The organism is Aminobacter anthyllidis (genome assembly GCF_018555685.1).
Taxonomy (GTDB): Bacteria; Pseudomonadota; Alphaproteobacteria; order Rhizobiales; family Rhizobiaceae; genus Aminobacter; species Aminobacter anthyllidis.
Genome location: NZ_JAFLWW010000002.1, coordinates 84,842 through 97,232, shown reverse-complemented (window position 1 = coordinate 97,232; position 12,391 = coordinate 84,842). Strand labels below are relative to the sequence as shown.

General features: G+C 61.7%; 9 protein-coding genes. 7 read left to right on the top strand and 2 right to left on the bottom strand.

The window, feature by feature from the left end:
* Positions 1-132 precede the first annotated feature (132 nt).
* From J1C56_RS05605 to J1C56_RS05595, 3 genes are all read left to right on the top strand, one after another.
* Positions 133-603, top strand: coding sequence for a MarR family winged helix-turn-helix transcriptional regulator (locus J1C56_RS05605; protein ID WP_214388243.1), 471 nt, complete (start codon positions 133-135; stop codon positions 601-603).
* Positions 600-1,748 (top strand): HlyD family secretion protein, encoded by a 1,149-nt coding sequence (locus tag J1C56_RS05600; RefSeq protein WP_214386862.1) that lies wholly within the window; start codon positions 600-602, stop codon positions 1,746-1,748. The genes J1C56_RS05605 and J1C56_RS05600 overlap by 4 nt, the downstream gene beginning before the upstream one ends.
* A 118-nt stretch (positions 1,749-1,866) precedes the next feature.
* Positions 1,867-3,405, top strand: a complete 1,539-nt coding sequence (locus J1C56_RS05595; RefSeq protein ID WP_214386860.1) for a DHA2 family efflux MFS transporter permease subunit — start codon at positions 1,867-1,869, stop codon at positions 3,403-3,405.
* Between the two features lie 61 nt (positions 3,406-3,466).
* Here the strand turns inward: J1C56_RS05595 and J1C56_RS05590 are convergent, their stop codons facing one another.
* Positions 3,467-5,422, bottom strand: a complete 1,956-nt coding sequence (locus tag J1C56_RS05590) for a pilus assembly protein (RefSeq protein ID WP_214386858.1) — start codon at positions 5,420-5,422, stop codon at positions 3,467-3,469.
* A gap of 256 nt (positions 5,423-5,678) precedes the next feature.
* Here J1C56_RS05590 and J1C56_RS05585 point away from each other — a divergent pair, with 256 nt between their 5' ends.
* Both J1C56_RS05585 and J1C56_RS05580 read left to right on the top strand, forming a co-directional pair.
* Positions 5,679-6,539: a TIGR01459 family HAD-type hydrolase gene (locus J1C56_RS05585; protein WP_214386856.1), complete on the top strand. Its 861-nt coding sequence runs from the start codon at positions 5,679-5,681 to the stop codon at positions 6,537-6,539.
* 8 nt (positions 6,540-6,547) lie between these two features.
* On the top strand, positions 6,548-7,531 hold the full coding sequence (locus tag J1C56_RS05580) for a bifunctional riboflavin kinase/FAD synthetase (protein ID WP_214386854.1): 984 nt from the start codon (positions 6,548-6,550) through the stop codon (positions 7,529-7,531).
* Here J1C56_RS05580 and J1C56_RS05575 read toward each other — a convergent pair.
* Complete coding sequence (locus J1C56_RS05575) at positions 7,528-8,091, bottom strand: HdeD family acid-resistance protein (RefSeq protein ID WP_214386852.1); 564 nt, start codon at positions 8,089-8,091, stop codon at positions 7,528-7,530. The two genes, J1C56_RS05580 and J1C56_RS05575, sit on opposite strands and share 4 nt — an antisense overlap.
* Positions 8,092-8,304: 213 nt before the next feature.
* Here J1C56_RS05575 and J1C56_RS05570 point away from each other — a divergent pair, with 213 nt between their 5' ends.
* On the top strand, positions 8,305-9,108 hold the full coding sequence (locus J1C56_RS05570) for a MipA/OmpV family protein (RefSeq protein WP_214386850.1): 804 nt from the start codon (positions 8,305-8,307) through the stop codon (positions 9,106-9,108).
* A 232-nt stretch (positions 9,109-9,340) separates the two neighbouring features.
* A complete protein-coding gene (ileS, locus tag J1C56_RS05565) occupies positions 9,341-12,262 on the top strand; it encodes an isoleucine--tRNA ligase (RefSeq protein ID WP_214386848.1) in 2,922 nt (973 codons plus the stop codon).
* The last annotated feature ends 129 nt before the right edge of the window (positions 12,263-12,391 follow it).

Sequence of the window (12,391 nt, the reverse complement as noted above, 5' to 3'; positions counted from 1 at the left end):
TGAGCGCGCATGATTAACAGTCGCCTAATCGCCGCGCCGGCACACGATGATGTGAATGCCGGGACGTGAATGCAGGTGTGCAATGCAAAAACGCCGCTTGAATGGTAAGCATGCTTATAATATATGCCGCTCATGAACAACGAAGGCATCGACAGGCTGGGCTTCCTGATCCACGACGCGGCAAGGCTGGTGCGGCGCAATTTCGAGCAGCGCGGCAGCGAGTTTGGGCTGTCGGCGGCGCAATGGCGCCTGCTGGTCCGGCTGGTCAAGGAAGAGGGCGTGGCGCAGGCGCGTCTTGCCGAGCTTCTGGAAATCGAACCGATCAGCGTGTCGCGATTGCTGGACCGGATGGAGGAGGGCGGCTGGATCGAGCGCCGTCAAGACAGCGCCGATAGGCGTGTGCGCATGATCTTCCCGACCGACAAGGCGCTCGAGGCCTTTTCCAAGGTCAAGGCCGTTGCCGGCGAGGTCTATGAGCGGGCGCTGGCCGGGCTGTCGCCGGACGAGCGGCTCGCCACGGTCCATGGCCTGCGCACGATTGTCGACAACCTTTCCGCGGGCGAGCCCGCCAATGCGAATTGTTTGAGAGAGACGACGAAATGAACGCGGTGGCGAAAGTGAACGAAGACAGCGCAAAGATCGAACTCGAGAGCCCGGCGGCAGCCCAGCTTCAACAGGCTGTGGCCGCACCTGCGCCCGCGCCGAAGAAGCGCGGCCGCTTTGTGCTGATGGCAGCCTTGCCATTGGCGATGGTGGTCGGCGGCGGCTATTTCTGGGTGACCGGCGGCCGCTACCAGGAAACCGAAAACGCCAATTTGCGCCAGGCCAAGGTGAACATCGCCTCGGAAGCGGCAGGCCGCATCGTCAAGGTCGACGTCGCCGACAACACGACGGTGAAGGCCGGCGACGTTCTGTTCGAGGTTGATCCCGAGCCCTACAAGATCGCCCTGGCGCAGTCGGACGCGGCCCTTGCCGCCGCACGGCTCAATGTCGAGCAGCTTCGCGCCGCCTACAGCCAGGCCGTGGCTCAGGAGCGGGTCGCGGCGAGTGGCCTCGACTATGCCCAGGCGCAGTTCGACCGCAGCAACGGTCTGGTCAACAAGGGCGTCAACACCAAGTCTTCGCTGGACGAGGCCCGCATGGATCTCGACAAGGCTCAGGAGCAGCACAGTGCTGCCGTGCAGGGCATTGTCAGCGCCAAGGCGGCACTCGGCGGCAACCCGGATATCGAGACGGACAAGCACCCCACGGTGTTGTCGGCACTCGCCGCACGGGACAACGCAGCCTTCAACCTGGCACAGACCACGGTTCGCGCACCCGCCGATGGCGTGGTCTCGCAGGCCGCTTCATTCAAGGTCGGCCAGTTCGTCGGTACCGGCACTGCGCTGTTCAGTCTTGTCGAGACCAGCGATACCTGGGTCGAGGCGAATTTCAAGGAGACGCAGCTGACCCATATGAAGCCAGGCCAGGAGGCCGAGATCGTGCTCGACACCTATCCGGACCGCACCTTCCGCGGCACGGTCGAGGCAATCGGTGCCGGCACCGGCGCTGAATTCTCACTTCTGCCGGCGCAGAACGCCACCGGCAACTGGGTGAAGGTCACCCAGCGCATTCCGGTGCGGGTCAAGGTCGACACCGCCGATGGCGGGCTCGCGATGCGCACCGGCATGAGCGCCACCGTGTCGATCGACACCGGCGTGTCGCGCGGCTTCGGCAGCATCTTCGGCCACGCGGTGGCGGCGGAGTAACAGCCGCCCGTTCCGCGCACTTGTAAATCTCCGGACTAGATCCGACCGCGAGGATGCGGCCGGAACTCCGGCTTTCCGGTCGCCGCTTGACGACCACCAGGTCCCAAGGGTTGCTCGAATGAGCCAGTCAGCCGCAAAATCCCTCACCGATGTGCCGCATCGCGGCCTGATCACGGTTGCCATCATGCTGGCGACCGTGATGCAGGTGCTCGACACCACCATCGCCAATGTTGCGCTGCCTTCGATGGTCGGCGATCTCGGCGCCTCCCAGGACACGATCAACTGGGTGCTGACCTCCTACATCGTCGCCGCCGCCATCATGACGCCGCTGACCGGCTGGATGTCGGACCGTTTCGGCCGCAAGGAGCTGTTCCTTGTTTCCGTCGTCGGCTTCACCATCATGTCGATGCTTTGCGGCGTGGCCTGGAGCCTCGAATCGATGGTGCTGTTCCGCGTCCTCCAGGGCGTGTTCGGCGCGGCGATCGTTCCGCTGAGCCAGACCTTCCTGCTCGACATCAATCCCAAGGAACGCCACGGCCAGGCCATGGCGATGTGGGGCGCCGGCATCATGGTCGGCCCGATCATCGGCCCGACGCTCGGCGGCTGGCTGACCGAGAGCTTCAACTGGCGCTGGGTGTTCTTCATCAACCTGCCTGTCGGCATCGTCGCCTTCCTGGGATCGGCAGCCTACCTGCCGGCCATCGTCAAGCGCCTGCGCGGTTTCGATTTCTTCGGCTTCGCCATGCTGTCGCTCGGCGTCGGGGCGCTGCAGCTGATGCTCGACCGCGGCGGTGAGGTCGACTGGTTCTCGGCCGTCGAGATCTGGATCGAACTGGGGCTCGCCATCACCGGTTTCTGGGTCTTTGCCGTCCACATGGCAATGTCGCAGAACACTTTCCTCGACCCCAAGATTTTCACCGATCGCAACTTCGTCACCGGGCTGGTGTTCATCTTCGTCATCGGAGTGATCCTGCTCGCGAGCCTGGCGCTTCTGCCGCCGATGCTCGCGCGCATCTATGGCTATCCGACCATCACCACCGGCCTGGTCATGGCGCCGCGCGGTGTCGGCACGATGATCTCGATGCTGCTTGTCGGACGCCTGGTGCGCATGGTCGACAACCGCTACCTGGTCGTCGCCGGGCTGCTGCTGACCGCCCTTTCGCTTTACTACATGACCGGTTTCACGCCGCAGATGGATGCGTTCCTGATCGTCTCGACCGGCGTCGTGCAGGGGCTGGGGCTGGGACTTGTGTTCGTGCCGCTGTCGACGGTGGCGTTTGCGACGCTGGCGCCGCAGCACCGGACCGATGCGGCGAGCCTGTTCAGCCTTGTGCGCAACATCGGCTCGTCGATCGGCATTTCGATCGTGACAGTGCTGCTGACACGCAATGTGCAGATCAACCATGCCGAATTGTCGACGAACATCACGCCGTTCAACCCCAACCTCTGGGCGCTGTCGCCAGGTGCTGCCGCCGGCAATCCGGCTGCACTGTCGCAGGTCGATGGCCTGGTCAACATCCAGTCGCTGATGATCTCCTACATCGACGACTTCAAGCTGATGATGATCGTGTCGCTCTGCGCGATCCCGCTGGCGCTGTTTTTGCGCAAGCCAAAGGCTCAGGTGACAGGCGGTGCTCCGGCCGCGCACATGGACTGACAAGAAAAAGGCGCCGTCCCCAAGAGATGGCGCCTTTTTCATTTCCTTTCAGTGCCGCTCGTCAGCTGACGATACGCAGGTTGGACAGTTCGTCGGCGATCTCCTTGAACACCTGCATCAGGTTGGCGCCGGTTGCGTTCCAGTAGAGCTTCTTGCCGGCGGTGCTGCGCGAATAGGATGCACAGTTCTTGAGCGCGGTGATTGCCTTCTTCTCGTCCGAATAGGATTCACTCAGGTCGAGCGACACTGTCATGACGATGATGTTGTCGTTGCCTTCGCCTGTTACCTTGCGGGCGTTCGGGCCTTTGGCGTTGGCACATACCATCTGCATGTGCTCGTCCATTGCAGCCTGATAGTTGTCATTGGTGTAGGTGGACTTGCCCACGGAGCTGCTCGTGTCCATGAAGATGCGGCTCGTGCCCCCTCCATTGTAGCCTTTACCGGTGTAACCATAGGCGGCGTAGGTCGACTTGTTGCCGGCTGGATCCGTGCCTTCGAGGTCACCGTAGGTGTTGGCGCCGTCGGTCAGGACGATGACGACCTTGTCATTGCCTCTCTCGCCGTCCGAGCGACCTTCGATGAATGGCGCTGCACTGGAGACCACGCGCCAGCCCCACGCGGTGCCTTCGGGCACGTTGGTATTCCCACTCGGAGCCATGGCATCTATGGCGTCTTTGATCTCGTTTTTGCCCTCCACCTTGCTGACATCTCGCAAAGAGGTGATAGCGTTGGTCGTGCAGGAGTAATTTGGACCCTTGCCCTGTTTTGGCGGAGCGGCGTCAAAGGGACGAATATCGAAGTATTTCGTCATATTCTTCTGGCGGGCCTGGTTGTTGTTTAGTGTTGAGCTTCCCTCAATGCCGTCGTTCCACCAATTGTTGACAGCACTGCGTTCGTCAGGGGTTGTGTCTGCGACTGTTTCCCAGTTGTCGCCGGGCTCGTCCGGTGCAAACATTGGGACAAAAAGTGTTGCAGGCGTGCTGGTCGTTGGCGTCACATCGTTGTCATTGTAGGGTGCGGGCCTGGCCTCCACGCAGCCCTGCCAAGTTGCAAAAGGGCCTGGAATATCAACATCGTAGCCCTCGATTTTCCAGCCATAGGTTTGGCATCCACCAAGCCAATTCTTCTTCTTGCAGACCCACTCGCGGCTAGTTTCGACAAACTCTCGAGCTACTACTTTCTGCGTGTCCATGTAGAGCGAGAACCGTGTCAAAGGCATGTTTTCGGTTTCGCCCCAATCGCTACCTCGCTTGTACCAAACATCGCCTGCTTTCTCCGCGCGTTTGTTCGGCGCATTCACTGTGGTCCAGTCGAAATTTTCATGATGGACTGGCGAGATGCCGTCGATATCCATCCAATTTTCATTGGCGTTGGTTGGGCTAACGTTTACGGATGCGGCAAACGGCACGAGTCCGAATTGGACCGGCTTGTCGATCTGTTTCATTTGTGAGGCTTGCGCAGCAAGCGTGTCGACAAGTTGCTTGGAAGCAGACTTCAGGAGGTCGATGCGCTTCTGGCCAGTGCCGGACCCGAGGTAACTCATAGAGCCGGAGTTATCGAGAACAAGTGCAACTTCGAGCGTGTTCTTCAGGCGGATTTCGGACATGACCGCGAAATCCATCTGGTTCGAGCCACTGCCATGGCCAAGCAAGGCGGCGGCGGCCGGAAGGAAGTAAGGATCGTATTTGAGATTTGCCTCCAGCTTCAGCGTCCCGCCACCGGAGCTGCTGTTGGGAAGCGTAACCGTGAGGGTCGTGTTCGATGGCTTCACCGGACCGAGATTGGCCTTGAAGAAGTCGTTCGCATAGATCTTGAGCTGGTCGTCGGTTGCGCCTTCGATAATCCGCCGGGCTGTTGCTATGCCAGCGGCGTCGAGTGCGTTTCGGGTGATCTCGCGCTGGCGTGACATTTCCGAATAATCGATCGCGATAGCCAGCGCGCCCATGATCGGAACCATTGCGGCGACGGTGAGAATTGCATAGCTACCGCGCCTGTCCTGCAGGAATTTCCGGATCATGGAATTTTGCCCCCGAGTTCGACTCGGGCAAAATCGCACACAACCATTAAATTTGCGGTTCCTAATCTATGGTGAAATCGTAGCTTGCGGTTAGGTCATTGTTTACCGTGCCCGTTACCGGCTGGTGTCCAAGCCCGATTTTGCGATGCTGCTGGTCCCGGCGAAAGCTGGTGACAGGACGGGCCGGTTCGGATAATTCCGGGCTGCTTGGCCGTTCAGCCAAAGTCTCCCGTTGGGATTGATCGAAGGACAGACAATGGCAGGCTTGCCGCAATCAATCGCGTCGCTCGAAGCGCTCACCAGCCGCTACTCGGCAATCTTGTGCGACGTCTGGGGTGTCATCCACAACGGTGTCGATGCCTTTCCAGAGGCAGCTGCAGCCCTCAAGACGGCACGCGAGAAGGGCGTCGCCGTGGTGCTGATCACCAATGCGCCGCGTCCGCGCGCTGGTGTCATCGCCCAGCTCGCCACCCTTGGCGTGCCTGAAACCGCATGGGATCGGGTCGTGACTTCGGGCGACGTAACCCGCGACCTGATCCGTTCGGGTCCGCGTCGAATCTTCCACATCGGCCCTGATCGCGACTACCCGATCTATGACGGTCTCGACGTCGATCTGGTCGAGGAGTTCGAAGCATCGACGGTCGTCTGCACGGGGCTTTTCGACGACGAGACCGAAACGCCGGACGATTATGCCGAGATGCTGCGGCGCTTGCGCGCGCGCAACCTGCCGTTCATCTGCGCCAATCCCGACATAGTCGTCGAGCGCGGCCACGAGCTGATCTGGTGCGCTGGTGCCTTGGCCCGCGACTATGGCCAGCTTGGCGGGCGCACGCTGGTTTCAGGCAAGCCGCATCGGCCGATCTACGAGGCAGCATTGGCGGCTGCCGCGGAAGTTCTCGGCCGTGAGGTCAAGCTGGCCGATGCGCTGGCCATCGGCGACGGCATGTTCACCGACGTCAAGGGCGCGGCAGACAACGGCATCGACGTTTTGTATGTCTCCGGCGGCATCCATGCCCGCGACTATGGCGACCCGCACGCGCCCGACCCGGAAATGCTGTCGGCGTTCCTCGACAAGCACGGCTATTCGCCAGTGGCGACCATTCCCAGGCTGCGGTAAGCACGACGATGAACCAAAGCTTTCTTCGCATTTCGGGGGAAGAGCCGGTGCCGGCGTGGCTGCGCGGCGGTGTCGTTGCCATCGGCAACTTTGACGGCATCCATCGCGGCCATCAGGCGGTGCTCGAGCGTGCGCTCGAAGAGGCGCGCCGACGCGGCGTGGCAGCACTCGTGCTGACCTTCGAGCCGCATCCGCGAAAGGTGTTTCGCCCCGACGTTCCGCTGTTCGTGTTGACGCCGCCGCCGGTCAAGGCGCGGCTGATCGAGGCGCTCGGATTTGCCGGCGTCGTCGAACGGCCTTTCACGCGGGAATTCGCCAGCCTTTCGGCCGAGGATTTCGTGACGTCCATTCTGGAACAGCGACTGGGCATCAGCCACGTCGTCACCGGTTTCGATTTTCATTTTGGCAAGAACCGCCAGGGCGGCCCCGCTTTCCTGATGCAAGCGGGTGAGCGCCATGGCTTTGGCGTGACCCTGGTCGATGCCTTCCGCGACGAGGGAGCCGAGATCATCTCGTCGAGCCGCATCCGCGAATTGCTGTCGAGCGGCGAGGCGGCGGAGGCGGCTGGATTGCTTGGCTATCGTTATACCGTAGAAGCCGAGGTCGTTGGTGGCGCGCAGCTTGGCCGTACGCTGGGCTTTCCGACCGCCAATATGCGATTGTCGCCCGAGACCGGGCTGAAGGAGGGCATCTATGCCGTCCGCTTCCGCCGTGCCGACGGCTCGTTGCATGACGGCGTGGCAAGCTTCGGCCGTCGCCCGACGGTCAACGACAATGGTGCGCCCCTGCTCGAAACCTTCGTGTTCGACTTTTCCGGCGATCTCTATGGCGAGATCGCTTCGGTATCATTGTTCAGTTACCTCAGGGGCGAGGTGAAGTTCGAAGGCCTCGACGCGCTGGTCGTCCAGATGAAGCAGGACGAAGCCGAGGCGAGGGCGCTGCTGTCAGGCGTGCGCCCTCTGTCCGAGCTTGATCAGGCGATCGCCTTTTAGGCTGCCTTTCTCAGGCCGAAGCCGAAGGCGATGTAGGTGATGCCCTGGAAGATCAGGTCGATCGCCAGGAAGGCGCCCAGGACGATCAGGCTGTTCACCGGCCAGCCGATGGCGATGACGATGCCAGCGAGCAACGTCACGACACCTGCGGCCACGATCCAGCCCCAACTCGCGAGCATGCCTTTGCCCTTGATGCCCATCCAGATGCGCATCAGGCCGGAGGCGACGAGGCTGGCGGCCAGGAACAGTGTCAGGATGGCGGAAGCCAGCAGCGGGTTGCTGAAGGCCAGGAAGCCGGCAACGATGTACAGGACGCCGCCGAGCAGCCAAAGCAGGAAGCCGCCCCAGTTCTTCACGCCAAAGGCGTGGATGATCTCGAACACGCCGGCCAGGATCATGAGCCAGCCGACGAAATAGACCGACGCAACGGTCGCAACGAGCAGATTGCCTGCTGCGACGATTCCCAGAACGGTGAGCGCCACGCCGAGCAGCACGAACCAGCCCCATTTGGAGCGTAACGCAGCGACGTCGCCTTGCGGCAGTTGATCGGAAATAGCCATCAATCCCGTCTCCTTGAAATGAACAAGTCTCAATAACGGTGGCACTGCGCCTGAGATGGAGGCTAGTCTTGGCAGCCGAGTCGGTCCAGTGGCGCGCAACCGGAGAGGGAAATAAACGTCAGTGCGAACGATCGAATTTAATTCAAATTTTACGTTGTTTGCGTCAAACCAAATGGTCCTGGCGATTGGGTTCGTAGCGTACGCGGGGTTGTGATGAGGGCTTTCGGTCGTATTTCGGCAGCGGTTTCTGCTCTTGCTTTGGTCAGCGGACCGGCGATGGCCGGCGAGGGCGCATTCGGCTTTCTCTCCGGCGACTGGTACCTGACGCTCGGCGCCACCGGCATGGTTGCGCCCCGCTTCGAGGGCTCCAAGAAATACCTGTTCAGCGCCCAGCCGATTATTTCACTGGGCAAGGCGGGCAACGACGTGCGCTTCTCCTCGCGTAACGACAACATCTCGCTGGCGCTGATCGACGACGGTGGCGTCCGCGCCGGCCTGAACGGCAAGATCATCTTCGGACGTGATGCCGAACACGAGTTGCAGGGCCTCCACGATGTGCGCTGGGGCGGCGAAATCGGCGGTTTCTTCGAATTCTATCCGACCGACTGGATGCGCGCCCGCGCCGAGGTCCGCCACGGTATTCGCGCTCATAGCGGCATCGTTGCCGATATCGCCGTCGATGCATTCCACGACGTGACACCCGAGATCAGGATTTCCGGCGGTCCACGCGTATCCTTTGCCTCCAACGATTATTTCGACACCTACTATGGCGTCAGCGCGCAGGAAGCCGCAGCTTCCGGCATCAGCCAGTACAATCCCGGCGGGGGCATGCGGTCGGCTGGCGTCGGTGGCGCCGTCACATGGAAGGCGACCGACAACGTTACCGCCAGCCTGTTCACCGAGTATTCGCGACTGATGGGTCCGGCGGCGGATTCGACGATCGTCAAGGAGCGCGGTTCGCGCGACCAACTGACCGTTGGCGTGTCGACCAGCTACCGCTTCGACTTCAACCTTTGATCTCAAGCGAATTAGGCGCTTTATTCCGCGCTCCGGCTCCGCTAAAAGCGCGGCCATGAGATTTTTCGCGCCCGTCTTCGCGACTGCGATACGAATTACGGGCCCGGCCTTCCGGGTGGCCTGAGGCTGTCCGCAAGTCCGGGACTTTTTGCCTGCGCGCTGCACAGCGCCTTTTCCAGATCATGACAATTGAACGCCCGTGGCAGCTTTGCCGGGCAAGATGGCAAGACAAATGACCGATACGTTCGAAAAGATCGACTATTCCAAGACCCTTTACCTGCCGCAGACGGAATTCCCGATGCGCGCTGGCCTGCCCGAAAAGGAGCCGGTGACGGTTGCGCGCTGGCAGAAGATGGACCTCTACAAGCGGCTGCGCGAAAGCGCCGCCGGCCGCGAGAAATACGTGCTGCACGACGGCCCGCCCTATGCCAACGGCAACATCCATATCGGCCACGCGCTGAACAAGATCCTCAAGGACGTCATCACCCGCTCGTTCCAGATGCGCGGCTTTGACTCCAATTACGTTCCGGGCTGGGACTGCCATGGCCTGCCGATCGAGTGGAAGATCGAGGAGAAGTATCGCGCCGCCGGAAAGAACAAGGACGAGGTCGAGATCAACGAGTTCCGCAAGGAATGCCGTGAATTCGCCGCCGGTTGGATCAAGGTCCAGGGCGAGGAATTCCAGCGCCTTGGCGTCGTCGGCGATTTCGACAATCCCTACACCACGATGAATTTCCACGCCGAGGCGCGCATCGCCGGCGAGCTGCTGAAGTTCGCCATGTCGGGCCAGCTCTATCGCGGCTCCAAGCCGGTGATGTGGTCGGTGGTCGAGCGCACGGCACTGGCCGAAGCCGAGGTCGAGTATCAGGACTACGAGAGCGATACGATCTGGGTGAAATTCCCGGTGGCGTCCGGTTCGGAAGCCCTGGCCGGCGCTCATGTCGTGATCTGGACGACCACGCCCTGGACCATCCCGGGCAACCGCGCCGTCAGCTATTCGCCGCGCATCGCCTATGGTCTCTATGAGGTCACCGCTGCCGAGAACGATTTCGGCCCGCAGCCGGGCGAGAAGCTGATCTTTGCCGCAGCCCTGGCTGACGAATCCGCGGCCAAGGCCAAGGTGACGTTGAATCTGATCCGCAGCCTTTCGGGCGAAGAGCTTGGAATGCTTGTACTTTCGCATCCGTTCAAGGGTCTCGGCGGCGGCTACGGCTTCGCCGTGCCGATGATCGCCGGCGATCATGTCACCGACGATGCCGGCACCGGTTTTGTGCACACAGCGCCTGGCCACGGCCGCGAGGACTTTGAAGCGTGGATGGACGCGGGCGTCGAGCTTCGCAACCGTGGCATCGACACGGCAATCCCCTTCACCGTCGACGATGGCGGCTTCTTCACCAAGGACGCGCCGGGCTTCGGTCCGGATCGCGAGGGCGGCGCTGCGCGTGTCATCGACGATCACGGCAAGAAGGGCGACGCCAACAAGGCCGTCATCGACGAGCTGATCAAGCGCGGCGCGCTGTTCGCGCGCGGCCGCCTCAAGCACAGTTATCCGCATAGCTGGCGCTCGAAGAAGCCGATCATCTTCCGCAACACGCCGCAGTGGTTCGTCTACATGGACAAGCAGCTGGGCGATGGCACGACGCTGCGTAGCCGCGCGCTGCAAGCCATTGACGACACACGCTTTGTGCCAGCTGCCGGCCAGACGCGCCTGCGCGCCATGATCGAGGATCGCCCGGACTGGGTGCTGTCGCGCCAGCGCGCCTGGGGCGTGCCGATCGCCATCTTCGCCGATGCCGACGGCAATGTGCTGAAGGACGAGGCAGTCAACGCCCGTATCGTCGAGGCCTTCGAAAAGGAAGGCGCTGACGCCTGGTTCGCCGAGGGTGCACGTGAGCGCTTCCTGGGCTCCCGCGCCAACGAGGCGTGGAAGCAGGTGATGGACATTCTCGACGTCTGGTTCGACTCGGGCTCGACGCACGCGTTTACGCTTGAGGATCGCCCCGATCTCAAATGGCCTGCCGACGTCTATCTCGAAGGCTCCGACCAGCATCGCGGCTGGTTTCATTCGTCGCTGCTCGAAAGCTGCGGTACGCGTGGTCGTGCGCCTTACAAGGCCGTCGTCACCCATGGCTTCACCATGGACGAGGAAGGCCGCAAGATGTCGAAGTCGCTCGGCAACACGGTCGTTCCGCAGGACGTCTTGAAGCAGTCGGGCGCCGACATCCTGCGCCTGTGGGTGATGACGACAGACTATTGGGAAGACCAGCGCCTCGGCAAGAACGTGCTGCAGACCAATATCGATGCCTACCGCAAGCTGCGCAACACCATCCGCTGGATGCTGGGCACGCTTGCCCATGACGATGGCGAGGAAGTTGCGCTGGCAGAGATGCCGGAGCTGGAGCGGTTGATGCTGCACCGGCTGTCCGAGCTCGATGCACTGGTGCGCAAGGGCTATGACGACTTTGAATTCAAGCGCATCACCCGTGCGCTGATCGATTTCATGGTTGTCGAGCTGTCGGCCTTCTACTTCGACATCCGCAAGGACGTGCTCTACTGCGACGCGCCGTCGAGCACCCGCCGCAAGGCGGCCGTTCATGTCGTGCGCGAGCTGTTCAACTGCCTGGTCAAGTGGCTGGCGCCGATGTTGCCCTTTACTACCGAAGAGGCATGGCTCGAACGCAACCCTGAGGCTGTTTCGGTTCATCTCGAGCAGTTCCCCGAAGTGCCGGCCGGCTGGCACGACGAGGCGCTGGCCGAGAAGTGGCGCAAGATCCGCCAGGTTCGCAGCGTCGTTACCGGCGCCCTGGAACTGGAACGGGCCAAGAAGACCATCGGCTCGTCGCTTGAAGCGGTTCCGGTCGTCTACATGAGCGATGCGGTGCTCGAGGAAGCCTTGTCGGGAATCGATCTGGCCGAGATCAGCATCACCAGCGACCTCGTCATCTCGCACGAAGACTTGACAGGCGATTCTTTCATGTTGCGCGAAGTTCCTGGTGTGGCTGTCGTCGTCGAGAAGGCGGAAGATCGCGGACTGGTCAAGTGCGCGCGCTCCTGGCGCTACACAAGCGACGTCGGTTCGGACGCTGCCTTTGCCGACGTGTCGGCTCGCGACGCCGCGGCGCTGCACGAATTGAAGTCGCTCGGCCGACTCTAACAGATGCTGAAATACAACGACCGGCGGACATCTCCGGCCGGTCGTTGCCCTTGACTGCCCATTAAGGTAAAAGCGCGAAACTTCGGCAGACAAATTGTCGCCGGAATTCCGTCGGATGAGCATACGGAC

What these genes read in the sequence shown, in the direction of transcription:
- J1C56_RS05605 (WP_214388243.1), top strand. Translation starts at nt 133, where the DNA reads ATGAACAACGAAGGCATCGACAGGCTGGGCTTCCTGATCCACGACGCG.
- ileS (WP_214386848.1), top strand. Translation starts at nt 9,341, where the DNA reads ATGACCGATACGTTCGAAAAGATCGACTATTCCAAGACCCTTTACCTG.
- J1C56_RS05585 (WP_214386856.1), top strand. Translation starts at nt 5,679, where the DNA reads ATGGCAGGCTTGCCGCAATCAATCGCGTCGCTCGAAGCGCTCACCAGC.
- J1C56_RS05590 (WP_214386858.1), bottom strand. Translation starts at nt 5,422, where the DNA reads ATGATCCGGAAATTCCTGCAGGACAGGCGCGGTAGCTATGCAATTCTC.
- J1C56_RS05575 (WP_214386852.1), bottom strand. Translation starts at nt 8,091, where the DNA reads ATGGCTATTTCCGATCAACTGCCGCAAGGCGACGTCGCTGCGTTACGC.
- J1C56_RS05580 (WP_214386854.1), top strand. Translation starts at nt 6,548, where the DNA reads ATGAACCAAAGCTTTCTTCGCATTTCGGGGGAAGAGCCGGTGCCGGCG.
- J1C56_RS05600 (WP_214386862.1), top strand. Translation starts at nt 600, where the DNA reads ATGAACGCGGTGGCGAAAGTGAACGAAGACAGCGCAAAGATCGAACTC.
- J1C56_RS05595 (WP_214386860.1), top strand. Translation starts at nt 1,867, where the DNA reads ATGAGCCAGTCAGCCGCAAAATCCCTCACCGATGTGCCGCATCGCGGC.
- J1C56_RS05570 (WP_214386850.1), top strand. Translation starts at nt 8,305, where the DNA reads ATGAGGGCTTTCGGTCGTATTTCGGCAGCGGTTTCTGCTCTTGCTTTG.